Source organism: Thermorudis peleae, from assembly GCF_000744775.1.
GTDB lineage: Bacteria > Chloroflexota > Chloroflexia > Thermomicrobiales > Thermomicrobiaceae > Thermorudis > Thermorudis peleae.
On record NZ_JQMP01000003.1, the window covers coordinates 519,637 to 542,901 of the forward strand.

Genomic DNA, 23,265 nt, shown 5'->3' on the forward strand with positions numbered 1-23,265 from the left:
GACGAGCCTGCGCGCGCACCTTGCCGAGTGTCGTGTTGCTGTGGCAGCATACCCCCGGCGTTGTCTCCAGGCAAGCGAGGGAAGGGATTGGGGCGATGGGGATGCGAGGGGATCGTCCTGGGCAATTCCGATGGATTGTGGTGATGTTGATGGTGCTCATGAGTACGCTTGCCCAGGCACCGCCGCCGACACGGGCGGATGACGCCGCTACGGCTGTGCTCCAGCGGCTGAACTGGTATCGGGCCTGGTTGGGTGCGCCGCCGCTGCAGCGCGATCCGGCGCTTGATGCGGCGGCGCGTGCTCATCTTGCGTACCTACAGCAGAATCAGGGTGATCCGAGTTTGACGGGGCTGGGGTTGCATCGTGAGCAGCCGGGTAAGCCTGGCTACACTGGCGATACCAGCGCCGACCGTGCAAAGGCGCAAGGGTATGGGGGCGACGTCGTAACTGAGGACCTTGCGCTCGGGGCGGATGTCGCTGACGCGCTCGATTGGTTCCTCGCGACGGTGGAGCATCGGTTGCCTCTGCTCGATCCCCGCATTCGAGACATTGGATTCGGTTGGGGGCAGGTTGGGACAAACTCGGCGGTTGTGTTCGACATGGGCGCGCCGAGCTGGTCGACAACGGCGACGCCAGCTTGGGTGGTCTGGCCGGTGGATGGAGCGACCGGCGTGGCTCCAGCGTTCGACGGCGAGGTGCCAGATCCGTTCCCCGGGGCGTCCTACCCGCTTGGTTACCCAATTACGGTCAGTTATCTTGGCCCGGGTCAGGTGACGTTCACCGACGGGGCGCTCTTTCACGACAACCAGGCGGTGCCAACTCGGTTTCAACCCGGCACGGGCTGGCTCAGTCGCCAGGCGGGGCTTCTTGTTGCGCTTGCACCGCTCCAGCCTGGTGGGACATATCACTACGTTGTGCATGGCCAGGTTGATGGGCAGCCGTTTACCATTTCCGGAACGTTCCGCGTCGCAACGAACGATGGTGAGTCGTTAGGTATTGGCGGGCTTAGCCGTCCCGATCAGTTGCCAGGTGGAGTGGCGCGGGCGCCGCTAGCGGTGCAAGGTCGATGGTGGCGCGACGATGCCGGGGTGTTCACTGGGATGCGTCAAGGGGGATGGCTGTGGGGGCCCGATGTCTTGGCGGTGCAGGAAGAGCCGTATCGTGAAGCGCCAGGGGGCAAGCGTACGGTCGTCTATTTTGACAAAGGTCGACTTGAATTGAACGGAGACGGGCAGGTCACAGCGGGGCTGTTGGTGCGTGACATGATCCTGGGTGCTGTGCAGACCGGCGATGCGACGTTTACGCCGCAGCCTCCGGCAACGCTGCCGTTAGCTGGCGATCCGGCCCCGGTGAATCCTGACGCGCCAACCTACGCAAGCTTGCACCAATTAGCAGCGGTGGTGCCAGGGCGGAGCCAGCCGAGCCGGGTCGGCCAGCCGGTTACGGCCGTGTTGCACCGCGATGGAAGTGTGAGCGACGATCCTCAATTGGGGAGTACAACAATCGCTTGGTATGATCCAGTAACGGGGGTCAATGTTGCAGCTGTGTTCTGGGATTGGCTGCAGCAGCAACCCTGGGATTGGCTCAGTGTGCTTGGTCATCCGCTGAGTGAGCCATACTGGATTCGGACGCGGGTCGGCGGGCGTGAGCAGTGGGTCTTGGTGCAGGCGTTTGAGCGGCGGGTGTTGACGGAGACGCCGAGTAACCCACCAGGTTGGCAGATTGAGTGCAATAACGCTGGCCGCGACTATCTCCAGTGGCGGGCTGGGCAAGCTGTGCCGGGAAGCTAGCGTGTGCGGGAGAAAGGGGACTTCCAATGATTGAGAACACGCCAACGTTCTTTGAACGAGACCAGCATCCGTATGATCGCATGCGGGAGGAGTACACTCGCACTGAAATTGCCTTGGCCGAGCTGTTCACCACACCGCCAGATGATCCAACAGCCCTCTGCCAGGCAGTGTGCACACTCTTGCGGCAGCGGGTGTCACACTATACCTGGGTTGGCATCTATCTGGTGAAGGGATCTGATCTGATTCTTGCTGCCTGGGACGGGCCGCAGGCGACTGAGCATGTGCGCATTCCAATTGGCACGGGTATCTGTGGCGCAGCGGCAGCTGAGGGTGCGACGATTGTGGTGCCAGATGTTAACGCTGATCCGCGCTACCTGCAGTGCTTCCTCGATACCCGATCGGAGATCGTCGTGCCGATCTGGTATGAGGGGCAGGTGATTGGCGAAATCGACATCGACAGTTCACTTGTTGATGCGTTCAATAGCGAAGATCAGGCGCTACTTGAGTGGGCGGCACGGCATCTCGGCCGGCTGCTCGGACCAGCGTGGGCTGCAGGAGCAATTCCTGCTTCCGCGTGATCGACTCTGTACTGGGAGCTGCCGCTGTCTCGACACGAATGCAAGAGGGGCTCTCGGCGATTTCTGGTCCTCCGGTCAAACAGGCTTGACAACTCGTGAGTGCGTTCAGTCCTGACGCAGCAGGTTGCGCGACCGGCTGCCACACGAAACTGGGCAGGCGGTCGGCGCTGACTTGTGTTGTGCTGAGCGGGTAATGTTGCACGGCCTGCGGCGTTGGCGTGAGCGGGAGGACACATCCCGCTAGCGACCGTTCACCCGATGGGACAAGCAGTGCTCTTGCTGCACTCTCAAAGAAGGGGGTGCTTTGGTGCCAATGTAAGGCGCTAGTTGGCGGGAGTGGGGTGCTCGGCAGCTTGGTGGCGATCCTCGGCGAGGAGCCAGCGAGCCAGGAGAAGGAGCAAGATGATGGTGTAGTACAGTCCGCCGCCGACCCACATGATGACGCCGGCTAGTTGCTGATCGTCGAGCGGTGTCAAGCCCCAGGGGGCACGGGCTGCAGCATAGAAGGGGTAGACCAGCCGCGGTGCAAGCGTGAGCAGTGCACCGATGGTCATGCCGACGACCATAATGACAAAGGTCATAACCAAGGCCCACACCGGCGCGACTTTGTGGTGACGTGGCACTGGTTCAACGATGACCCACCAGAAGAGCAAGGCCGTGCCAAGGAAGCAAAGGTGCTCAATGACGTGGACAGTGGTATTGACAAGTGTGGCGTCATAGAAGCGAGGGATGTGCCAGAAGACGAGGGCCACAGCATTGAGTGCGGTGACTGAGAGCGGTGAAAAGAGCGCATTGAGCGTTTGGCGTACCCAGGGTCGAGTGACGGTGAGTTGAAGGATGCGCTTGACGCGGGCAGGTGGCAGCGCTCGCAAAAAGAGCTGCACTGGCCGGCCAAGGATGAGGAGTGGCGCGCTGACTTGGATAAGGACGAGGTGCTGAAGCATGTGCTCGGTGAGACTCTCGTCGTTCCATGTGTCGAGCGGGCCGAGCAGCGCGAGCGCGAGACTGGCAAGGCCGAGGAAGAACGCAATGACCTGGCGGGTGGGGGGAAATTGGCGTCCTTGCTCACGGACAGCCAGGTAGGCAAGGCCGTAGGAGATCCCGGTCGCGAGCAACAGCGCAATTGCTGGGGGTTCGAAGCACCAGCCCATCCATGAGCGACCAACTGCGCACGCGTGGAGTACCGGTAGCAGCATTCAGATACCCTCCGACAAGGACAACCTTGCCGCTTCTAAGGTTACCATGGGTGGTGCATGACCCCTTTCCTCTTTTGTGTCTGGCACTCGTCTCCCCGTACGACATAGTCGAAGAATAATGCAGATTAGTGTCCGCGTCTTGCTGATCAGGCTCCTGTATTCAGGTGAAGCAGCGCTAGAGGAGTCTCGTATAACCCTATTCCTTACGCGATGCGAGTCGACAGAAGGGTTGCAATGGATCAATACACCACGTAGCCTTCGGCGTCGCGTTCTGCTAAGCGCCGGGCGACGCGTTCAAGGTCTGGCAACCGTGGCAGAATGTCGCCGAACAGCCGCTGGTTGAAGCTGTTGTGGGCTTCCCGTGTTGTCCACCGCTCGACCCACACATACCGGCACTCCTCGTCGAGTCGTACGAGTTCTGAAGAAAGACATCCTTCGGCTTCACGTGCTTGCTGCACGATAACACGGAAGGCTTGCTCAAAGACATGCTGCATACCTTCGTCGACTTCGAAGAAGGTTAGGTCAACAAACATCGCTCTCGTCTCCATGGTTATCCTGCTGCACACTTGCCCCTGATCCTGCCGATCGTTCCGTCCTCCGTCAAGATTATCTTGCGTTCTGCCATCCTCTTTGGCATACTCAGCCCACGACGTGGGGAGTAGCCTACCGGGCGTTGGCCCGGTCTGCTCGGTCGTCAGCACAGGGAAGCATTCCCTCGGCCGAGGCAGGATCCGCTCAGGCGAGACCACGGCAGTAGGCGTTGTGCCTGCGCTGTGGACGTCTGAGCGGTTTTCTCTTTGACCACCCGGCGCAGGCGTATCAGGAGTGAAAGGGGTAGGCGATGGCTGTGCCGTGGTGGGGTTGGGTTGGATTCCTCGTTGTGGTGATCGGGCTGATCGGTCTTGACCTGGGGCTGGTCAGTCGCCGCTCGCATGTCATCGGCTTCCGAGAAGCGGCCATTTGGGTGACCATTTGGGTGGGGCTCGCGCTTGCCTTCGGTGTCGGTATCTGGCTCATCGGTGGGGCGGAGCCAGGCTTACAGTACTTCACCGGCTATCTGATCGAGCTGTCGCTCTCCGTCGACAACATGTTCGTCTTTGTGTTAATTTTCAGCGCCTTCGCTGTGCCCGCTGAATATCAGCACCGTGTGCTGTTCTACGGTATTCTCTCCGCTCTTGTCATGCGTGGTCTGATGATCCTGGGCGGATCCTGGCTGATCACCACCTTCCACTGGGTGCTCTATCTTTTTGGTGCGTTCTTGGTTATCACAGGCATTCGCATGGCGCTGCAGCGCGAAGAGCGCGAGGTTGATATTGAAAATAATATTGCTATACGCCTTGTCTCGCGCATTGCGCCAGTAACTGGCGAGTATCACGGTCAACATTTCTTGACTCGCGTCAACGGCCAGCGGATGGCGACTCCGTTGCTTGTGGTCTTGGTGCTGATCGAACTGACTGACCTCCTCTTTGCCCTTGACTCAATTCCGGCCATTTTTGCCATCACGCAAGATGCGTTCTTGGTGTTTACCTCGAACGTGATGGCGATTCTCGGTTTGCGCTCGCTTTACTTCCTGCTTGCCGGACTCGTCGAGCGGCTGGTCTACCTGCGCCTTGGGTTGGGCATCATCCTAGCGTTCGTTGGCATTAAGATGCTCGCGTCAGCGTTTATCCACATTCCAACGCTGCTCTCGCTTGGTGTGGTCATCTTGGTCCTCGCCATTACGACCATCGCCTCGCTCGTTTGGGGTAAGCCGGCTGCCCAACGGGCTGCATCTGCTAGCGCACCAGGTGATACGGCACACCAGTAATGGCGATGTCCGGAATGTGCGAGAGCACACGACGCAGGCGCCATGCTGTCTGGGTGTGGAGAATGCGCTCCCACCAATGGGCTGGGACGAATTCCGGAATGACGACGGTGAGGAAGGGGCAGCCCTTCTCGCGGTGAATCTTCTCGATGACGGCAACGAGCGGACCAATGAGCTCGCGGTAAGGCGACTCAACGATGACAAGCGGAATGTCTAGTCCCGCTTCTTCCCAACGCTTCCGCAGGATCTCGCCACTCTCAGGCTCAACCGCTACATGGACTGCCGTGACATCTCGGGCAATCATCCGCGCGTACTCGAGGGCCCAGTACGATGCGCGGTTGAGGGAAGCAATCGGCACAACGGCAGTAGTGGACCGGCGGATTGGCCGCTTGGTCCGCTGCCGAAGCTCGATCGGCGACAGGCGCAACTGCTCAGCGACCGAACGATAATGGTGATTAATAGCAGCCATCATTGCAACGAGGAGCGGGACGATGATGATGACCATCCACGCGCCGTAGACGAACTTGGTGATGATGATGACGATGGTCGCTATCCCAGTGGCAACTGCTCCGATTCCGTTAATCACCATGCTGTGGATGTGACGATGGCGGTCAGGCATGCGCCACCAGTGGACGACCATACCTGTCTGTGAGAAGGTGAAAGCTGAGAACGCTCCGACGGCGTAGAGCGGGATCAAGGCGGTGACGCTCGCTTGCTTGATAATGACGAGCAGACTCGTTAACACACCGAGCACGAGGATGCCAGTGTTAAAGGCCAGCCGGTCTCCCTGGAACCGGAAGTGATGTGGCAGGAAGCGGTCGCGGGCAAGCAAGTAGGACAAGCGCGGGAAGTCGGCGAAGGCTGTCTCGGCGGCAAGGAAGAGAATTCCAGCAGTTGCTGCCTGGATAAAGTAGTAGAACGGTGATTCGCCAACGACTGTGCGGGCCAGTTGCGAGACAATGGTTTCTTCGTCTGATGGCACGAGGTGGAAGTGATAGGTCAGGATGTGGATGCCAAAGAAGATTGTTGCCAGAATCCCCGCCATCCAGACGAGGGTGATCCGCGCATTGCGTGTTTGCGGCTCCTTGAAGATCGGGATACCGTTGGCGATCGCCTCGACGCCGGTCAGTGCTGAGCTTCCGGAGGCGAAGGCCCGCAAGATAAGGAACAGGGTGAGAGGTTGCACTGCCTCCGGCATCGGATAACGGACTGGATGCGGGTGCAAGGGGAGGATGCCGAGCCAAGCGGCAAACCCAAGCCCTAATAACACGTACATGCTCACAATAAACGCATACGTCGGGAGTACGAAGACGGTGCCACTTTCGCGCACGCCGCGCAGATTAACGAGCGTGATAAACGCGATTGCCGCAACAGCGATCTCAACCCGATAGGGGTAGAGGGAGGGGAAAGCTGATGTGACAGCGGCAACGCCAGAGGAAATGCTCACTGCCACGGTCATGGTGTAGTCAATTAACAGGGCTGAGGCGGCAACCAATCCAGGGTATTTGCCAAGGTTTTCGAGCGTAACATGGTATGTTCCACCGCCTTCCGGGTAAGCCATGATCGTCTGGCTGTAGGAAAAGGCGACGATTGCGATCAGCAAGACGATTGCGATACCAACGGAGAGCATGGCGCTGTAGCCGACGAGGCCGGCCAGCACGAGGATGCGTAGTGCTTCCTCAGTTGCATAGGCTGTCGAGGAAATCGCGTCGGAGGAGAGAATTGCCAGCGCGCGGACTTTGTTGAGCCGCTCGTGCTTGGCCTCGGCCCAGCTCAGTTGCCGGCCGATCAGCACCCGCTCGAGCCGGTATAACAGCCGGCCGAAGCCTTCCTTTGGCGCTGTGACGTCTGCGACGTAGTAGCGGGCGCCGACCGGCTTCAGCGGCAGGTCATTGGCCGGGACGTAGCGAACATAACGATCGCCGGGGTGTGAACCAGTGACTGTAACACCAGAAGAAGATGATCCTGAGGAAGGACTTGGCAGCTCACTCTCGTCCTGTGCAAACGGCATCGCCGCAGCTCCACCGATACGGGGCGTACAACAGCTACGCCCTCTACAGGCTCCCAATGATACAACGTCCAGTCAAGTCCTGTATGTCTTCTCCTAGCATGCTATTCCTTCTCCCACCGGTCTCTCGGGGGATCAGTCTGCTCGCTCCTTCTCTTGTTCCGCTCCGAAGGGCTATGGGAGCTATTGTCTGGGAGTGCGGAGAGGCTCGCCAGCGGTAAAGGGGTTGGTCCAGGCAATGTCAGTACGGGAAAAGCGGTTCGGATCAAAGGGGGCAAGGTCGAAGGCTGCCTGGCCAAGGCAGATGAGCTGGGCGAGGGCCTTGCCAACAGCTGCACCCCATGAGAAGCCGCCGCCGTTGAACCCCGCGGCAACGTAGAGTCCGGCGATGCCGCCATAGGCGCCAATGAGCGGAAGTCCATCGGCCGTGAAGCCCATGAGTCCAGCCCACGCCCGGCGAACACGCACGCGAGCCAGATCCGGGAAGAGGCGCACGAGCAGGGCGGCGATGGCCTGCAGCACTGGCGGCGTGGTTCGTTCCTCCCAGATGCCGAGGCCGGTGCGCACGTCCAGCCGGCGAAAGCCGCCGCAGAGCACACGGCCGTCAGGCGTCTGCCGGCCATACTCTTTATCATCGTTGGCGGCAAAGGGCATTGGAACGATTGGCGGAGCTGGCTCGGTAACAAGAATTTGCCCACGGGCTGGCACGAGGGCGCCGGGTGGGAGATCAGGCAAGAGGAGCCCGGCCCACGCGTTGGTGGCGATCACCACGGTGCCAGTTTCGATGACGCCCTCAGGTGTTACCACGCCAGTGACTGCGCCGTTGGTAATCAGCAGGCGGGTGACAGCGAGTGGCGCGACGATCCGCGCGCCAAAGGCCTGGGCTCCGCGCGCAAGTGCCCAGACAAGCGCGAATGGCCAGAGGTGTCCGCGCTTAGTCAGGAGGCGGGCACCGACGACATGCTCACTGATGCTCGGCACAAGGTCGCGTAGAGCGGTACGGTCGAGCAGTTGGCTGTGGATTCCAAGGTCGTCTAGGCTTGGCTGCTCGGCAGCTGCGCGGGCGGCTTGCGTGTCATCGAGGAAGAGGTCAAGGCTGCCGGTGACGCGGAGCTTGAAGTCGTCGTCGAGTTCGCCAGGGAGTTCGTCTTGCAGCATCCGGAAGTTCTCGCGGGTGAGCGCAATGACCGCCCGGCCGGCGTGGCGCTGGAGGGTACCGGCAACGCCAGTCATCCCGCCGTTGCGGCCTGAGGCGCCAGCAGCGATGCCCCGGAGGTCGAGGACCAAAGGGGGACGTCCACGCTTAGCAAGTTGGTAGGCGACTGAGCAGCCGGTGAGTCCTGCGCCAACGACAACGATGTCTGCACGCCGCAGTGTGGGATGGGTCAGCATGGCCATGGCCCGTCCTTTCCGCAACCGCTCTTTGCCCGCACCACGCTCGGCACGGCCGTCTGAGTATGACAGATTACGCCGAATGCGGCGAGCGGATGGCGACAGCGAGGACGACGCGCAGGCGGTCTTCGGCAAGACTCCGGCGGACGTTGGCGAGCATGCGTGGGGTGTCTGGCCCGAGGATGAGATGGATGCCGAGCGGGCTCGGGGCGATTGGGCGTGTGGCCTGACGCTCGGCCCAGGCGCGGGTCTCAGCGGTGACGTCCTGCCATGTGCGGATAACGAAGCCAGCGGCTTCAAGTCCAGCCCGCAAGGCGTGGGCGGAGACGAGGGCACTTTCGTCGGGGGTCTGGGCCCAGGGAGCGGGGAAGTGGGGTGGGCCAGCCGGACCAGCGACTGGCTCGTGGAGAGCGAGCACACCGCCGGGTCGTAGCACGCGGGCGAGTTCGGCGAACAGGCGGGGTTTGTCAGGCACGATCAGCGCGACGTGCTGGAGCCAGACAGCGTCGACACTGGCCGGGGCGAGTGGCAGCGCCTGTGCGTCGCCAGCGACGAAATGGACTTGGCTGGATAGGCCAACTTGCCTGGTGAGCCAAGTGCCGAGGTGGCAGAAGGCAACCGACCGCTCGACAACAAGGACGGAGCAACCACGAGCGGCGAGCAGCCGTGCCGCACCGCCAATCCCTCCCCCGACGTCGAGGACGCGTGTGCCGGGCGACAGAGCTGCCTGCTCAGCCAGGGCGAGGGTGAGGCGGCGGCCGCCAGTGTGGACCTGATCGAGGGCGGCCAGATCATCGATCTGCAGAGGCGAGGTTTTGCCCGTGGCAGCGAGGGCAGCGGCGACGGCATCGCGGAGAGCACTCGGAGACGACATGGTCACTCACAGTCCAGAGAGGGCATAGGTTGCAGCTTCAAAGAGGGCGCTGGAGAGAACAAGTGCGAGGATGAGAACGGCCAGGAAGATGACGGCAACGACGAGCAGATGGGTGAAAGCGGCGCGGTCAGCTGAGCGGGAACGAGCGGCAGCGGCGCGGGTATACGCGGCGGTCCAGCCGGGGGTCGTGCCGGTGTAGCGCTGGAAGAGCAGGTCGGCGACTGCCCGCTGACGTCGAGCCTGGTCGTAGGCCTGGCGGGTGGCTTCGTGCGAGAGGACAGCGTAGGCGGCGTTGATGAGTTTCGCACGCTCTTCGGCGATGCGGCGCTGATCAGGGTCACGGACACGGTCAGGGTGGCACTGCCGCATGAGGGCGCGATAGGCACGGGTGATCTCGTCCCGAGTGGCGGTGAAAGGGACATCGAGGACGGCGTAGTAGTCAAGTGTTGGATCGAACTCAGGCCGATTGGATGGCATGAATCGTGCTCCTGCGCCATGGCCGCGCTTGAGTAGGCCACAGCAGCACACGCTGTTGCGCTTGCTCTAACGATAGCAAAGGCAGCGGTTGCTCCCAACTCCTCTCCTGCTGGGGGAGAAGTGTTGTGGGGCAGGAAGGCTACTTGTCAGTAGCAGACCCTGGGGCAGGGAGCGATTCAATTTTTAGTCGCATGGTGACAACTCCGCGTTCACTGCCGTGCTCCCCGGTGTCTTCATCCGGCGGGCGAGGAGCAGGCAGACAGTGAGGTTGCGTTTGCCCCCCCCATCCAGAAGTGCTCCTTCGCGGGAGCGTAGCCACGGGCCGGCGGTTACAAGCTGGTTACCAACGGCACGGAAACTTCGGAAGTGTGCTGGGGACGATACCCAGCACGCTCTACCAGTGCGGTGGGATGTCCGCTGGCTGGACTCGCGACCCGGGCGCGTACAGCCAACCATGGCAAAGCGGGTGCCATGAGGCGTTGGACTTGGCTCCTGATCACAGTGGGGAAAGGCAAAACGGTTTGCATGGCGTTCCCCTCCCGCACGGAGGAGCAAGCAACGGTAGAGCGCAACTATGAACAGTGTCTTGGTTGGTGGAGGACAGAATGAATACCTCAGTGTCGAATACGGCACATCCGGCGTCACTCCGCTTGCCAGCCACCTTGACTGGCCGGCGCACCTGGGTGCGTGCCAGTGAAGATGCCTGGTGGGTACGTCCAGCGTTTCTTCTCCTTCTGGCCGCCACGGCTGTCCTCTATCTCTGGGGGCTGGGTGCTTCGGGGTGGGCAAACGCCTACTATTCTGCTGCAGTCATGGCAGCAACGAAGAGCTGGAAGGCATTCTTCTTCGGCTCTTTTGATCCATCTAACTTCATCACGGTTGACAAGCCGCCGCTCGCCCTCTGGGTCATGGATCTGTCAGCACGGCTCTTCGGCGTCAGTTCCTGGAGCATCCTGGTGCCAGAGGCGCTGGAGGGTGTGGCGGCCGTTGGGTTGTTGACGGCGGCCGTGCGTCGCTGGTTTGGGCCCGTTGCTGGGCTACTGGCCGGGGCGATGCTCGCGCTGACACCGGTTGCCGTCCTGATGTTCCGTTTCAATAACCCTGATGCGTTGCTGACCTTGCTGCTTGTCGCTGCGGCCTATGCCACGATGCGTGGCCTTGAAGATGGCCGCACGCGCTGGATTGTGCTCGCAGCGGTGCTCATTGGCCTTGGCTTCCTGACGAAGATGCTCCAGGCATTCTTAGTGGTGCCGGGTATTGCGCTCGCGTATCTCATCGCAGCGCCGCGACCATTCTGGACACGGATACGCCAGTTGGCACTGGCCGCTGTGGCTGGACTGGTCGCTGGTGGCTGGTGGGTGGCGATTGTCGAGCTGGTACCGGCCTCATGGCGGCCGTACATTGGTGGATCGCAGAATAATGACCTGCTGAACCTGATCTTCGGATACAACGGCTTTGGTCGCCTGACCGGGCAAGAGGCTGGCAGTGTTGTCGGCCGAGGGCAGCCGGGGCCAGGCGCTTGGGGACCGACTGGTATCACCCGCCTCTTTAATCAGGAAATGGGCGGACAGATCTCTTGGCTGCTGCCTGCGGCATTGCTCGGGCTGGTAGTCCTCGCAGTTGTCAGCTGGCGAGCGCCGCGCACTGACCGCGTCCGGGCGATGGCGATGCTCTGGGGCGGCTGGCTGCTCGTGACCGGTGCGGTCTTTAGTTTTGGTCAAGGCATCATCCACCCGTACTACAACGTGGCGCTGGCTCCGGCCGTGGCCGCGTTGGCGGCGAGCGGTGCAGCAGTGCTCTGGCGGGCACGCAGCCACTGGCTTGCTCGGCTCACGCTTGCTGCTGGTATCGGGGTGACGGCTTGGTGGGCAGCAACGCTGCTCGGGCGAACGCCCGCCTGGTTGCCGTGGCTGCGCGTTGCTGTGCTCTGGGGCGGGGTTGTAGCTGCAGTTGGGTTGTTGCTGGCAACGCCGCGGCTCCCTCGTGCGCTTGCGGTTGGCACGGCTGCGGTTGCACTAGCAGTAGCACTAGCAGGCCCAACCGCCTACTCCGTTGTAACTGCGGCGACGCCCCATACCGGCGCATTGCCCTCAGCTGGGCCGACGCAGGCTGCCTTCCGCGGTGGGCCTGGTCAGGGCAACGTTGGCCGGTTTAATGGCCAAGCCAACGTGCGAGGCTTTGCCGGTAATAACGGCCAGTTTGGCTCAGGAACAAACCGTGCCTTCGGGCAGTTTGGCCGATTTGGACAGGCCGACGGCAATACCTTCGGTGGGTTTGGCCAGCCAGGCATGCCTCCCGCTGGCATGGGGAACCCCGGCGGGTTTGGCGGCGGACTGGGTGGTCTGCTTGATGCACGCACTCCCTCGAGTGAGCTTGTGAATCTGCTTCGGCACGATGCTGATCGCTATACCTGGGTCGCGGCGACCGTTGGGGCGAACAACGCGGCTGGTGTCGAGCTTGCGACAGGCGAGCCGATCATGGCCATCGGCGGCTTCAATGGCACCGATCCTGCCCCGACGCTGGTTGAGTTCCAGCAACTCGTTGCACAGGGTAAGATCCACTACTTCCTGGCCAGTGGTGGGTTCGGTGGCCCAGGTGGACGTAGTGGTACGGCACGCGAGATTGCCACATGGGTCGCTGAGCACTTTGCCTCAACCACTGTTGGCGGTGTCACTGTCTACGATCTCACCCAGCCGCTTAGCGCAATCAGCAACTCAACCCTGGGTTGATGGAGGGTCGTGATGGCACCTCGAACGTCACGCCTGTTGCCCGCTGCTCACCTTGACGAAAAGGAGAGCATTCCAATGAACCGCATTCCGCGATCTGCGCCGATGCACGCTGGGCCTGATGCCGTACTGCGGCTGTGGCAAGCGGCCGGGACTGCCCACCGGCCGTTGCTGCGGCTGGTGGTATCGGCACAGCCGCGGGTGCGCCACGCTATGGCAGGGGTGTGGCAAAGACCGGTTGTGGATCGACTACTTCGGTTTGCCATCGTTGGTGGGGTGGCCGGGAGCGTCCAGCTCGGACTGCTGGCCGGGCTGACCCGAGCTGGGCTGCATCCGTTCCTTGCCGATCTGGTGGCTTTCCTCTCCGCTGCCCAAATCAACTTCGCCCTCAGTCAGTGGTTCACCTGGCGCGACCGGAGACTCACAGGCTCGGGGCTTGTGGCACGCTGGCTCGCCTTCCACACAATGATTGCCGGAACCGCGTGCCTCAACTTCTTGGTCTTTTGGGCTGCTGATCGGGTGCTGCCCCACCTTGTGGCGGCGGCGCTCGGCATTGCAGTAGCTGCGTTGGTGAACTTTTTGGGCGGCGATCGCCTGGTGTTTGCGCCGCTGGCCCCTGCCCCAGCCCGCGTAAGCACTCGGCCGTTGCCGCAACGGAAAGGGGGACGATGATGCGGACAATGACGCGGCGTGCGCTTTTACATGCCGCTGCTGTGACCAGTGGAGCAACTCTCTTCGCTGCATGTGGAGTGCGTCGCACGGCCGGGACGCCAGTCCCGGCCGCTGTTATGTCGCCAACAGCACGTGTCACCGCGGCCGGTGAAGCATCGGCTGTGGTAGAGACTCCGGCGATTCCCGGCCTCGCCGTTTTCCCGCTGCCGAACAGTGCCACCGCGATGCCGCAGACGGAGATTACGATTCGTGGTGTTACTCCCGATGCGATTGCTGCTGTCAGTGTCACGGGCAGCCAGAGTGGCGGGCATCTTGGCACGCTTGTGCCACACAGCGACAACGCTGGGGCGAGTTTTGTCCCCAGTTCGCCATTTACGCCAGGTGAACACGTGAGCGTTGCAATTGAGGTCGCCGGCCAACCCCGATCGTTCCAGTTTACGGTTGCTACACCGGTTGCTGTCCAACCAGCCGGGCCTGGGCAACTTGTTGATGACCCGCAGTACGTGTGGCATTTCCGCTCGCGTCCCGACCTTCTGCCCCCGCGTGTCACGGTCACGCGCAGCGGCAACACAGCTCCTGGTCTGATCTTCCTTGGCGTTAAAGGAGGAGATGGCGTCCAAGGGTATGGCCAGCGTGGCGCGATGGTGTTAGACGAGCAAGGTGAGCTGGTCGGCTTCTTCCCCGTTTCGGGCGACGACCAATTCATCGAGAACGTCAGTATTCAAACCTACCAGGGGAAGCCGGTGCTTGCCTGGTGGGAGGGCCAGCATGTCGTTGGCTATGGTCGCGGGCGCTACGTCCTTCGCGACACGGCGTATCGCCCAATCGTTGAGATTTCGGCAGGCAATGGCTATGCGGGCGATTTCCATGAGTTCCAGGTCACCCCGCAGAACACGGCGCTCTTCGTTATTTACCAGCCGGTGCAGTGGGATCTTTCGGCGGCAGGCGGTTCTGCCCAGGGAATTGCGGTCGACGGCGTGATCCAAGAGCTTGACATTGTCACTGGGCGAGTACTCTTTGAGTGGCATGCGCTCGACCATGTCAGCTTTGACGAAAGCTACGTTGCTGCGCCACAGGATCCGAACAACCATTACGACTTCTTCCACATCAATGCTGTTGATATCGATCTCAGCGACAACACGTTGCTCGTCTCGGCCCGCTACACCTGGTCCATCTACAAGATTGACCGCAAGACTGGCGCGGTCATCTGGCGACTTGGTGGGAAACGCAGTAGCTTTACCCTTGGTCAAGGTGTTCAGACGGCTTATCAACACCATATCCGTTGGCACCGTGATGGGACATTGACCATTTTTGATAATGGTGGAGCCAACAACGACACGAAAGTGCATGACCAGTCGCGCGGGATCGTGCTCAAGCTGGACACGGGGCGCAAGCAGGTGAGCCTTGTGCGGCAGTACACGCATCCTGACAAGGTTTTTTCTGAGAGTCAGGGGAGCATGCAGGTCCTGGATAATGGCAATGTGTTAATTGGTTGGGGAAGTGCACCTTACTTCAGTGAGCATCGGGCCGATGGCACGCTCGTGCTTGATGGCCGTTTGCCTGACCAGAATGCATCGTACCGTGCGTTTCGTTCTATCTGGAACGCGCAGCCGGCTGACCCGCCCGTCCTCGCTGTTGAGCGTGGTGAAGGAGACGCGGTGACGGTCTACGCTAGCTGGAACGGGGCGACGACGGTAGCGCGCTGGCAGGTCGTGGCTGGGCCATCGCCGGAAGAACTCAGTCCGGTGAGTGAGGCTCCCAAGCAAGGATTCGAGACAGCGATCACCGCGCATACTGCCCAGCCCTGGATCGCTGTTCGTGCGCTTGATGCGAAAGGGCAGGTCCTTGCACAATCGGCCGTCGTTGCCGCGCCGCCTGTTGGGGGTAGTTAGCTCGAAAGCTCTTTGTCTCAGTTGCTCTCGTGCGCCGATCAGGACCGGGCAGAAGAGGAACCGCTGAGGTGCTCCAACCCTCTCTTCCCCAGAGGGGGTAGGGAGTGGGGGCATCTGCTGACGTGTGGCTACGCGCCAGATCACGCTCTCTTCACTGGGGGCAGGTTGAGGGCTGAGTCGAATTGGCCTTCATCCTTGCCCCTTTTCTTCGTCATCAGCAGCGAAGGAGCCTCGGGTGCCGAGCAGAAAAAGATGAACAGAAAGTGAACAGTGCGGTGTGTGCGTTGTGGCACGTGTGGTTGTGTGCCTTGATTTCCTAAGAGCTTCCTGCTACCGTTTTCCTTGTCAGAATCCAACCTTGCATGGAGCCGACATAAGTAGCAAGCGGACGCCGGGATGAGGTGGCTCACTGACATGATGCCAGTGACGCGAACGACCGTCGGCTCTGGTAGTGGCACGGGAGCGACGGATTGTGCGATCTCCTGCTTGGTCGTTCCGGAACCTGAAGCGTGACGACCGTGTCTCAAGGCGCGCAATCATGGCGTGTTGTCCTGCCCAGTATGGCCGTGATCGTTGTGACGTGGCGTGTCGGTGATCTACCAATCCAGGCGTTCCGTACCTCTAGTATGGGGACTGGCTTATTGCGGCATGCGTGAACCGAGCGGCGCACAAAGGTGTCATGACGTAGGAAGGTGAAGGGATACAACCGATGGGTGCTGAAGAGAAAGTCTCGGGAACAGCGAAAGAGATCGCTGGCAAAATCAAGGAGAAGGTTGGCGAGTGGACTGATAATCCTGACCTTGAGGCTGAGGGCAAGGCCGAGCAACTCGAGGGCAAGGCTGAGAAGGCCAAGGGCGAGCTTAAGGACAAGGCGAAAGACCTGAAAGATAAGGTTGACGAGACACTCCACGATCGTTAAGGGTATGTCACGCTGCGTCGCCGGGCTGCTCGCATGCCGCTGATCACGTCGTATGTCTGTCACGATCGCTTCTCGTAAGCTGGTTCCTGCTCCCGAATGGTGATGATTCCCTGGTGCTCCTGTTTAGGGAGCACCACACGCTCCAAAGACTATGGTTTTCTTGGTTTATCAACCTTCGAGAGAGTGGGAAAGCGGTAAGTTGGTGTGGAGGAATGACGATGGTTGAGCAGAGGCCAGAGCGACCGACAACGCAGGAGCGCAGTGTAGGTGAGCGTTCGGGGAGTAGCGCAGTTGAGCGTGTCGCTAGCTCAGTACCGTCGATGACATCAGGCAGCACGTCGCTTACTCGCCCGCGGGCGACCGAGCTCATCACGGAGAACGGCCGCACAACCATTGCTGACACGGTCGTGGCCAAAATTGCTGCTATTGCCGCTCGTGAAATTCCGGGTGTGCACGAGCTTGTTCCGCATAGCGCCGCCAGCGCGATTGCCGGCCTGACGCAGCGCGTGACCGGCGACGTGCGCACCGCTGGCGTTCGCGTCGATATCGGCGAACAAGAGGCCGTTATTGACGTCCGCATGGTCGTCGAATATGGCATCAGCATCCCACAAGTTGCTGAGGCTGTCCGCCGCAACATCATGAATCGCATTCAGGGACTGACCGGTCTGAGTGTACGTGAAGTCAACATCGAAGTTACGGATCTCTTCTTCCCGGAGGATGTTGCTGCGGAAGCTGCGCGGCCTGCTGAATCACGAGGTGCATGAGTGTCGATGGCGGCGGAGCACTCCTCGCCAATGATCGACCCGGCGATCGCGCTTGCGAAGGCGATCGCCGGGGCCCTCGTGCTGTTGCCTGGCTGTGTGCGCCTGGATGCTGGTCAGTTTAGTCCGATTGCAACCTATGGACCAGGTGAACGGGTAGATGGTATTGCGGTCACTGTCCTTCCTGACCGTGTCCAGGTCACGGTAGCACTGGTCGCTCGCTACGACCCTTCGCGTTCTCTTTTCAGCCTAGCTGACGAGGTCCGTGAGGTGGTCAACGGTGTGGCGCAGTTGCTGATACCCCTGCCAGTGCGGCCGATTGATGTTGTAATCACCGATCTGGAGGCTGAGGGGCAAGGATGAACGTCTTCAATCGGATCATCATGACGCTGCTTGGCCTGGTTCTCGTTGTCGGCGGTGTGCTGGGGTTGCTCGGCGCACTCGCTGCCAGTGTAGGAACACAGGTATTGACGACACTCGGGATCGGGCATCTTGTGACTCTGTTCAGTCCATTCTCGCCGTGTCTTGCAGCTGCCTTGCCCGCGGCGCTCGGTATTGCCAGTAAGCTGCTCATTGTCGGCGCAATCGGCGTTGTCCTCGGGGTGATTGTGCTGGTGCTTGAACTACGCGGACTGCGGCGGCCGCGTCCGATTGCGCTCTTTGAAGATCCACAGGGGCGGGTGACTATTTCCCAGGATAGTCTCCGCGTGCTGGTTGAGCATGAAGCGGCCCGGGTCCCTGGAGTGCGTCGGGCATCAGCCAGGGTGCAGGCTAAGGGTGAAGGCTTGGTCGTGCACTGCAACCTGGCAATCTGGCCTGATTATTCGCTGCCCGAGATGGCCGCTGCAGTGCAGCAACAGGTGCGCGAAGCGGTCAAGGATCTGCTGGGCCAAGCCTTAGCGCGGCTCGATATTGAGACGACCGTCGTCCGGCCTTCTACTCCAGCCCAGCAACGGGCGTAAGCGCGTGGAGAGTGGCAGGGAAGGAATGACGTATGCTACATCTCGATGAACTCCTGGAGCGACCGATCTTAGTCATTGTGCTCGCCGCGCTCTTGATCATCCTTGGCCTGTTGATTATGAACAATCCCCGACTGCTATCCTGGCTAGTTGGAATTGGCTGTGTGCTCGGCGGCATCGCGCTTGGCGCGCAGGTGCTGCTCGGTGGACGCCGATATCGTTAGATGAATCGGCCAGGTGGCGGTGGAGGCTCGCCGATCAGCGGCAAGGCGTAGTGACGGAAGGCTGGGGTGATGCGGTGCCCGTCTTCACTGATGAACGCGTCAGGGAGTTGCCGCTCACGCCCAGCCACACGACTAAGCGGTACGGCACCAAAGCTGACAGTGTACGGCTCATTCGCGATGCGCTTCAGCGTTACCATGACCTCGGTTGCGCCTTCCGTTAGCAGGCGCACGGCATGTGCCCCCGCTGTCCAGGCTTCCTGCCAGTCAACGGAGGAAACAGCAAGCGAGAGCATACGGGCGATGGTTCCTGGTTGGTCGATGCGTGCACGAAGTCCCAGTTTGGTTTCGACCGCCCGAGCGAGGGCAGCTGCCGGGCTCGGGTGATAGGGGTGACCGAACGGATCGACCCAGCGCGTCTCGGCTCCGCCAAGTGGTCGGCCGGTTGCATCGCGTAATGTCTCGGGCACGACGACGACGGCCATACCATACTGCGCGTGCACTTGCTGGATGGCAGTAACAGCGTCCTCAAGGCTCTGCGGTGGTCGCTCGGGGAAGAAGATCAGATGTGGTGGATCGTCTGGCGTGGTTTGGCCCAGGGCGGTGGCGGCAGCGATCCAGCCAGCATTCCGCCCCATCACTTCTAGTAGTTTGACGGGGAAGAGCGCGGCCGTGGCAGCGGTGTCCAACCCGGCGTCGCGCGCAGCATAGGCCCAGAACCGTGCCACGGAGCCATATCCAGGACAATGGTCGGTCTCCGGCAGATCGTTATCGATGGTCTTCGGTACGACGACGACCTGCAGGGGATAGTGCGCACGCTCAGCGGCTCGGGCAAGCCGCAGGGCAGTCTCAGCCGAGTCATTGCCGCCGATGTAGATAAAGGCGCTCACGTGATGACGCTGCAGGATGCTCACGGCGATGTCAGCCATTTCTGGTGAGAGGCGTACGCGGGTGGTGCCAAGTGCTGCCGAAGGAGTGTGCGCAACTGCCTGACGAATCTCTGGAGGTTGTGCGCTCAAGTCGACGAAATCCTGTCGGAGAACACCTTCAATGCCGTAACGTGCGCCAAGTATAGCAGCGAAGTGGCGGCTGCTAAGGGCGGCCTCGACTGCACCAATCAGACTGCTGTTGATAACAGCGGTTGCTCCGCCCCCCTGCGCAAGTACTAAAACCGGCCGGCTCATACCTCCCCCTGCTCGCCAGGGAAGATTGTAACCGGCCGGAGGAATCCTGTCGCGCTAATGCACGCGGTAGCGCCCGCCGATGATGACGTCGCGGTTCGGTGTGATGATGACAATATCGGCTTCGTCGGCCGGCTGCTGGAAGCGCAGGGGCTTGGTCGTTGTGCGTACGAAAAGTGTGGGGACCAGCAGGCTTGTCCAGCCGAAGCCGAGGCCACTCCGCAACGCAATGCCTTCAATGGTCAGTTGGTCAACGTGGGCATCGGTCGTGATCCAGCGCTGGAGGAAGGGGCTGAGCCGTGGCCCCAGAACAATCGCCGCAAGCAGTCCGGCAAGAAATGGCCAGATACTGAGGGTGTGCAGGATGATGAGAACGGCCAGAAACGTGACAGCGAGGACGAGCTGCGAGGCCAGTAACGTCGTGCCGCATCGAGGATGAATCGCCAGGCGGCGCTCACCGGCTTGGAGCCGCTGCAATGCTTCATGCGCTGCGTCAAGCACGAGCGCTGGGGAGACAGCACCACGGATATAGAAGCCGTCATGGCGAGCCAACCCGGTCAATTGTGACGGACCAAAGCGCTCTTCGAGTACGTTGATCGTGGCGTGTTCGAGCGCGTGGTTCTGTCGCAACTGGCGATCGCGTAACAATCGCCAGAGTTGTCCCGGCGCGGTTACAAGGGTGACAAGCGCGCTCAGGGTCATGCCCACAGTAACAGTGAGAAAGAGGAATCCGGCAATCAAGAAAGCGGCGAGGAAGAGTACCATCAACCCGATCATGCGCTACCCCTTCGAGCGATGCGTCCAGCGGCAAGTATGCCACTTGCGTTTAGCTGAAGGCGGCCATGACCGTGTTGAGGACAGCGCTCAGGCGCCGTGTGAAAACCAGGCGATCAGCGTTCATATGGCGGTTGGAGACAAAGGCGATGAGGACACGTGCGCGTGGGTCATACCACAACGCGCAGCCCGTTGCGCCACTTAGGCCAAAGCTCTCTGACGAGAACAAATCGCCTTCGCCGAAGCTGCCTTGCCCAATGGCGAACCCGAGCCCCCACGATGGCAAGTCAGGGCGGAAGAATCGCCGTACCTGGTCGGTGGTCATTGTGCAGATGGTCGCGGCCGAGAGAACCCGACTGCTCGCTTCGGGCGTGAAGAGTAGGCCAAAGCGGACAAGGTCAGGCAATGTCGCGACGACACCCCAGGCGGGATGACCAAGGCGTAAGCCATAGCTCGCGCCATACATATGCCCGGGTGTTCCCTCACCAAGCGCCCCAACGACGCGTGCAAGCCGTGGTGCTGCCTCGGGCGGCAGTGGGAAGAACGTTTCGCGCAGGCCAGCTGGTTCGAGGATGAGTTCACGGAGCAGTGTCGGAAAGCGTTGCCCGGTTGCAGCTTCGGCCACAAGCCCGGCGACAGCGTAGCCGAGGTCGCTGTAGGCGAACTGGCTGCCTGGGGGGAACTGCAGTGGGGAGGTGAACGCCGCATCGACAAGTTCGTCGAGCGGCTGCTGGGCGAGCAGGAGCGCTTCCATGTCAGGTGGTTCATAGAGCAGTCCGCTGGTATGGGTGAGCAGATGGCGCAGGGTGATTGCCTCACGTCCTTCACCAGCGAGTTCTGGGAGCAACGAGCAGACTGGCAAGCTGAGTGTCAATGTTCCCCGCTCGACCAGTGCCATGATCGTCGCTGCGGTGTAGAGTTTCGAGATGGCAGCAAGCGGCCAAAGCACCCGGCTGCTGCTTGGCACGCCTGGTGCGGCCTCGCCAGCGTACCACTCGATGGCCAACCGGCCTTCGTGGACGACTGCCAAGCCAGCGCCGTCGATCTCCCTGCGCTCGATCGCCTTCTCGATGTGGGCCTGTGCCTGGGCAAAGCCGTTGGCCTGGTGGGATGCCATGGTCGTGCTCCTGGTTAGCGTGTGCCGTCAACGCGCTCTTCTTCGCCAAATTCTGGAGCTCGAGCATGGGCGCGCTGCTCATGCTCGGCAATCGCTGCGCGAATTGCCTCAGCGATGTTTGCCAGGAGCCGCTCGAAATGGTCCGCTGGCAGACCAAGATCGTCTGCTGAAAGTCCGCGAGATAGAATGTCACGGAGGTGCTGATCCGTCATGGACTATCATCCCTCATCTGTCCGCTGTCACGTTTCCGCATGCTCGCCGGGCATTTCGTCAGTGTACCACCGTACGATGCGCCGTGAATCAAATGGGGAGCCGGCATTGCCGCTTGGCAACTTTGTTACGCGGTGATTCGCGGTAAGCGTGTCTCGGGATTGCCCGCGGCTTGGCTGTTCACCATCCGTCCTCACAACACCATTGAGCATGCTGTCGGGATTATGGCAGTCACCTCGCTGCGGTGCAAGGCGTGCTGCAGCGCGAAACAAATCGACAGTCTCGCCTGGTATTCCTGTCAGATGTGCCGAGCTGACATGGAGGAGTGGTCTGGCTGAACAGGGCATATCATGCGCTGGGCAGTTGTATTCGGCTGGGGTGGAAGGACACGACTGCGTTGAACATGAACGCTCCGCGCCCGGACGGACGCGGAGTGAGGGAGATGGGTTCTGCTGGAGATGGAGGGCTTAGTACCACACCGTGCGGGTCAGCACGCGCCTGACAGCCTCGAAGTCTCGCCGGGCCTCCCGAGCACTCGGGGCCCCGCTGCCAGCGCGGCTGACGACGGCGCTGTAGTACTCTTCAAAGAGCGAATCGGCAGAGTTGCCACTCAAACGGCGAAGCAGCGCTCCTAGTCGGAACATTGGTGAATCCTTTCCGGCGCTGAACCGAAGCGCCTCGCGCTTTTCGCTATTACGATATCACAATATCGCGATATCGTCAAGAGTGTTTTGCTCTGTATCCATGCGCATCAAAGCGCTGGTGCGGCAGGAGCCCGTCTTGGCTTTTGCTCACTGCGGCTTCCCGCGATAATACGCCGGAGGGTGGATTCGCGCGGCATATCGTGTCGAGGGGAGTGCACGATGGACAAGGTGATCATCTCTGTTGCCGTAACAGGCAGCTGGACGACACGCCAGCACACGCCCTATGTCCCGCTAACACCAGAGGAGATCGCGCAGCACGTCGTCGATAGCTGGCGTGAAGGCGCGGCAATCGCCCATATTCACGTGCGCGACGATGAAGGCCGGCCAACCTCCGATCCACAGCGGTACGCTCGTGTTCGTGAGCTTGTCCGCGCTCAGGGGTGCGATGTCGTCCTCAACTTCACGACTGGCGGAGGTGCTGGTCAGGCAAGTGAGGAGGAACGTCTTGCGCCGGTGCGCCTTCGGCCAGAGATCGCCTCGTTCGATGCGGGTTCGCTCAACTTTAACGACCGTGTCTTCGTCAATTCGCCGCAGTTCCTCGAGCGCCTTGCCCAGGAAATGCTTACCTATGGCGTCAAGCCGGAAATCGAGTGCTTCGACACCGGCCACATCGAAAATGCGCGTCGTCTCATCGACCGAGGGCTTATCCAGCCACCGTTTTGGTTCCAGCTTGTGCTTGGCGTCCGGGGTGGTGCACCAGCCACGGCTGACCAGCTCGTCCATATGGTGCGTCAGCTACCACCCGGTGCCCACTGGTCGGTTTGCGCCATCGGCCGTCACCAGCTTCCGATGAATCTCATTGCCCTCGCGATGGGCGGGCATGTCCGCACCGGTCTCGAAGACAACGTCTACTATCACTACCGCGTTCTCGCTGAGAGCAATGCGCAACTTGTGGCTCGGCTTGTCCGTATTGCTCGCGAGTGTGGCCGGGAGATTGCCAGTCCGGCAGATGTCCGTGCGTTGCTCCAGCTTACGCCGCAGCCGGATATCCTGTCCTCGTAATGTGGTAG

At 61.0% G+C, this 23,265-nt stretch carries 23 protein-coding genes; 12 read left to right on the forward strand and 11 right to left on the reverse strand.

From position 1 onward, the window contains the following. Window positions 1–95: 95 nt before the first annotated feature. On the forward strand, window positions 96–1,790 hold the full coding sequence (locus tag N675_RS05375) for a CAP domain-containing protein (RefSeq protein WP_038038404.1): 1,695 nt from the start codon (window positions 96–98) through the stop codon (window positions 1,788–1,790). A gap of 26 nt (window positions 1,791–1,816) precedes the next feature. Then, window positions 1,817–2,368, forward strand: coding sequence for a GAF domain-containing protein (locus N675_RS05380; RefSeq protein WP_231577944.1), 552 nt, complete (start codon window positions 1,817–1,819; stop codon window positions 2,366–2,368). A 323-nt stretch (window positions 2,369–2,691) separates the two neighbouring features. Here N675_RS05380 and N675_RS05385 read toward each other — a convergent pair whose 3' ends face one another. Further along, entirely contained in the window at window positions 2,692–3,564 is an 873-nt protein-coding gene (locus tag N675_RS05385; protein ID WP_051914234.1) for a cytochrome c oxidase assembly protein, read from the reverse strand. Window positions 3,565–3,803: 239 nt separating this feature from the next. Next, window positions 3,804–4,097, reverse strand: coding sequence for a putative quinol monooxygenase (locus N675_RS05390; RefSeq protein WP_038038406.1), 294 nt, complete (start codon window positions 4,095–4,097; stop codon window positions 3,804–3,806). A 308-nt stretch (window positions 4,098–4,405) separates the two neighbouring features. On the opposite strand from N675_RS05390, the gene N675_RS05395 reads away from it, so the two are divergent. Next, window positions 4,406–5,371 carry a TerC family protein gene (locus tag N675_RS05395; protein WP_038038408.1) on the forward strand — a complete coding sequence of 322 codons (966 nt, stop codon included), beginning with the start codon at window positions 4,406–4,408 and terminating at the stop codon, window positions 5,369–5,371. Here the strand turns inward: N675_RS05395 and N675_RS05400 are convergent. From N675_RS05400 to N675_RS14720, 4 genes are all read right to left on the reverse strand, one after another. Next, window positions 5,340–7,379 (reverse strand): APC family permease, encoded by a 2,040-nt coding sequence (locus tag N675_RS05400; RefSeq protein WP_081886884.1) that lies wholly within the window; start codon window positions 7,377–7,379, stop codon window positions 5,340–5,342. The genes N675_RS05395 and N675_RS05400 overlap by 32 nt on opposite strands. Window positions 7,380–7,559: 180 nt before the next feature. Further along, on the reverse strand, window positions 7,560–8,774 hold the full coding sequence (locus N675_RS05405; RefSeq protein ID WP_038038410.1) for an NAD(P)/FAD-dependent oxidoreductase: 1,215 nt from the start codon (window positions 8,772–8,774) through the stop codon (window positions 7,560–7,562). A 67-nt stretch (window positions 8,775–8,841) separates the two neighbouring features. Next, entirely contained in the window at window positions 8,842–9,642 is an 801-nt protein-coding gene (locus tag N675_RS05410; RefSeq protein ID WP_038038413.1) for a class I SAM-dependent methyltransferase, read from the reverse strand. 6 nt (window positions 9,643–9,648) lie between these two features. After that, window positions 9,649–10,119 (reverse strand): DnaJ domain-containing protein, encoded by a 471-nt coding sequence (locus N675_RS14720; RefSeq protein WP_038038416.1) that lies wholly within the window; start codon window positions 10,117–10,119, stop codon window positions 9,649–9,651. A 605-nt stretch (window positions 10,120–10,724) separates the two neighbouring features. Between N675_RS14720 and N675_RS05420 the strand changes: the two genes are divergently transcribed. The 8 genes from N675_RS05420 (at window position 10,725) to N675_RS05455 (ending at window position 18,272) form a co-directional block, all read left to right on the forward strand. After that, the gene (locus N675_RS05420; protein ID WP_051914236.1) at window positions 10,725–12,848 is read left to right on the forward strand and encodes a glycosyltransferase family 39 protein; all 2,124 of its coding nucleotides are present in this window, start codon (window positions 10,725–10,727) and stop codon (window positions 12,846–12,848) included. A gap of 12 nt (window positions 12,849–12,860) precedes the next feature. Further along, window positions 12,861–13,517 carry a GtrA family protein gene (locus tag N675_RS05425; RefSeq protein WP_038038421.1) on the forward strand — a complete coding sequence of 219 codons (657 nt, stop codon included), beginning with the start codon at window positions 12,861–12,863 and terminating at the stop codon, window positions 13,515–13,517. Continuing rightward, window positions 13,514–15,409, forward strand: a complete 1,896-nt coding sequence (locus N675_RS05430; protein WP_081886885.1) for an arylsulfotransferase family protein — start codon at window positions 13,514–13,516, stop codon at window positions 15,407–15,409. Before N675_RS05425 ends, N675_RS05430 begins: the two co-directional genes overlap by 4 nt. 709 nt (window positions 15,410–16,118) lie before the next feature. Continuing rightward, a complete protein-coding gene (locus N675_RS05435; RefSeq protein ID WP_038038423.1) occupies window positions 16,119–16,328 on the forward strand; it encodes a CsbD family protein in 210 nt (69 codons plus the stop codon). A 218-nt stretch (window positions 16,329–16,546) separates the two neighbouring features. Beyond that, on the forward strand, window positions 16,547–17,092 hold the full coding sequence (locus N675_RS05440) for an Asp23/Gls24 family envelope stress response protein (protein WP_231577945.1): 546 nt from the start codon (window positions 16,547–16,549) through the stop codon (window positions 17,090–17,092). Between the two features lie 6 nt (window positions 17,093–17,098). Beyond that, a complete protein-coding gene (locus N675_RS05445) occupies window positions 17,099–17,452 on the forward strand; it encodes a hypothetical protein (protein WP_156100824.1) in 354 nt (117 codons plus the stop codon). After that, on the forward strand, window positions 17,449–18,051 hold the full coding sequence (amaP, locus tag N675_RS05450; RefSeq protein WP_038038427.1) for an alkaline shock response membrane anchor protein AmaP: 603 nt from the start codon (window positions 17,449–17,451) through the stop codon (window positions 18,049–18,051). Before N675_RS05445 ends, amaP begins: the two co-directional genes overlap by 4 nt. A 32-nt stretch (window positions 18,052–18,083) precedes the next feature. Next, a complete protein-coding gene (locus N675_RS05455) occupies window positions 18,084–18,272 on the forward strand; it encodes a hypothetical protein (RefSeq protein WP_038038429.1) in 189 nt (62 codons plus the stop codon). Here N675_RS05455 and N675_RS05460 read toward each other — a convergent pair. The 5 genes from N675_RS05460 to N675_RS14280 all read right to left on the reverse strand — a co-directional run bounded on the left by N675_RS05460 (window position 18,269) and on the right by N675_RS14280 (window position 22,195). Then, window positions 18,269–19,453 carry a diphosphate--fructose-6-phosphate 1-phosphotransferase gene (locus N675_RS05460; protein ID WP_038038430.1) on the reverse strand — a complete coding sequence of 395 codons (1,185 nt, stop codon included), beginning with the start codon at window positions 19,451–19,453 and terminating at the stop codon, window positions 18,269–18,271. The two genes, N675_RS05455 and N675_RS05460, sit on opposite strands and share 4 nt — an antisense overlap. A 54-nt stretch (window positions 19,454–19,507) precedes the next feature. Next, complete coding sequence (locus tag N675_RS05465; protein ID WP_038038432.1) at window positions 19,508–20,227, reverse strand: DUF6391 domain-containing protein; 720 nt, start codon at window positions 20,225–20,227, stop codon at window positions 19,508–19,510. 49 nt (window positions 20,228–20,276) lie between these two features. Beyond that, entirely contained in the window at window positions 20,277–21,341 is a 1,065-nt protein-coding gene (locus N675_RS05470; protein ID WP_038038433.1) for a serine hydrolase domain-containing protein, read from the reverse strand. A 14-nt stretch (window positions 21,342–21,355) separates the two neighbouring features. Further along, a complete protein-coding gene (locus N675_RS05475; RefSeq protein ID WP_038038434.1) occupies window positions 21,356–21,553 on the reverse strand; it encodes a hypothetical protein in 198 nt (65 codons plus the stop codon). Window positions 21,554–22,018: 465 nt separating this feature from the next. Beyond that, the gene (locus N675_RS14280) at window positions 22,019–22,195 is read right to left on the reverse strand and encodes a hypothetical protein (RefSeq protein ID WP_156100825.1); all 177 of its coding nucleotides are present in this window, start codon (window positions 22,193–22,195) and stop codon (window positions 22,019–22,021) included. Between the two features lie 219 nt (window positions 22,196–22,414). Between N675_RS14280 and N675_RS05480 the strand changes: the two genes are divergently transcribed. Next, window positions 22,415–23,257, forward strand: coding sequence for a beta-keto acid cleavage family enzyme (locus N675_RS05480; RefSeq protein WP_038038435.1), 843 nt, complete (start codon window positions 22,415–22,417; stop codon window positions 23,255–23,257). Window positions 23,258–23,265: the final 8 nt, after the last annotated feature.

Bases quoted from the DNA above. Each gene is read 5' to 3' on its own strand.
- N675_RS05375 (WP_038038404.1), top strand. From the start codon at position 96: ATGGGGATGCGAGGGGATCGTCCTGGGCAATTCCGATGGATTGTGGTG.
- N675_RS05380 (WP_231577944.1), top strand. From the start codon at position 1,817: ATGATTGAGAACACGCCAACGTTCTTTGAACGAGACCAGCATCCGTAT.
- N675_RS05385 (WP_051914234.1), bottom strand. From the start codon at position 3,564: ATGCTGCTACCGGTACTCCACGCGTGCGCAGTTGGTCGCTCATGGATG.
- N675_RS05390 (WP_038038406.1), bottom strand. From the start codon at position 4,097: ATGTTTGTTGACCTAACCTTCTTCGAAGTCGACGAAGGTATGCAGCAT.
- N675_RS05395 (WP_038038408.1), top strand. From the start codon at position 4,406: ATGGCTGTGCCGTGGTGGGGTTGGGTTGGATTCCTCGTTGTGGTGATC.
- N675_RS05400 (WP_081886884.1), bottom strand. From the start codon at position 7,379: ATGCCGTTTGCACAGGACGAGAGTGAGCTGCCAAGTCCTTCCTCAGGA.
- N675_RS05405 (WP_038038410.1), bottom strand. From the start codon at position 8,774: ATGGCCATGCTGACCCATCCCACACTGCGGCGTGCAGACATCGTTGTC.
- N675_RS05410 (WP_038038413.1), bottom strand. From the start codon at position 9,642: ATGTCGTCTCCGAGTGCTCTCCGCGATGCCGTCGCCGCTGCCCTCGCT.
- N675_RS14720 (WP_038038416.1), bottom strand. From the start codon at position 10,119: ATGCCATCCAATCGGCCTGAGTTCGATCCAACACTTGACTACTACGCC.
- N675_RS05420 (WP_051914236.1), top strand. From the start codon at position 10,725: ATGAATACCTCAGTGTCGAATACGGCACATCCGGCGTCACTCCGCTTG.
- N675_RS05425 (WP_038038421.1), top strand. From the start codon at position 12,861: ATGGCACCTCGAACGTCACGCCTGTTGCCCGCTGCTCACCTTGACGAA.
- N675_RS05430 (WP_081886885.1), top strand. From the start codon at position 13,514: ATGATGCGGACAATGACGCGGCGTGCGCTTTTACATGCCGCTGCTGTG.
- N675_RS05435 (WP_038038423.1), top strand. From the start codon at position 16,119: ATGGGTGCTGAAGAGAAAGTCTCGGGAACAGCGAAAGAGATCGCTGGC.
- N675_RS05440 (WP_231577945.1), top strand. From the start codon at position 16,547: ATGGTTGAGCAGAGGCCAGAGCGACCGACAACGCAGGAGCGCAGTGTA.
- N675_RS05445 (WP_156100824.1), top strand. From the start codon at position 17,099: ATGGCGGCGGAGCACTCCTCGCCAATGATCGACCCGGCGATCGCGCTT.
- amaP (WP_038038427.1), top strand. From the start codon at position 17,449: ATGAACGTCTTCAATCGGATCATCATGACGCTGCTTGGCCTGGTTCTC.
- N675_RS05455 (WP_038038429.1), top strand. From the start codon at position 18,084: ATGCTACATCTCGATGAACTCCTGGAGCGACCGATCTTAGTCATTGTG.
- N675_RS05460 (WP_038038430.1), bottom strand. From the start codon at position 19,453: ATGAGCCGGCCGGTTTTAGTACTTGCGCAGGGGGGCGGAGCAACCGCT.
- N675_RS05465 (WP_038038432.1), bottom strand. From the start codon at position 20,227: ATGATCGGGTTGATGGTACTCTTCCTCGCCGCTTTCTTGATTGCCGGA.
- N675_RS05470 (WP_038038433.1), bottom strand. From the start codon at position 21,341: ATGGCATCCCACCAGGCCAACGGCTTTGCCCAGGCACAGGCCCACATC.
- N675_RS05475 (WP_038038434.1), bottom strand. From the start codon at position 21,553: ATGACGGATCAGCACCTCCGTGACATTCTATCTCGCGGACTTTCAGCA.
- N675_RS14280 (WP_156100825.1), bottom strand. From the start codon at position 22,195: ATGTTCCGACTAGGAGCGCTGCTTCGCCGTTTGAGTGGCAACTCTGCC.
- N675_RS05480 (WP_038038435.1), top strand. From the start codon at position 22,415: ATGGACAAGGTGATCATCTCTGTTGCCGTAACAGGCAGCTGGACGACA.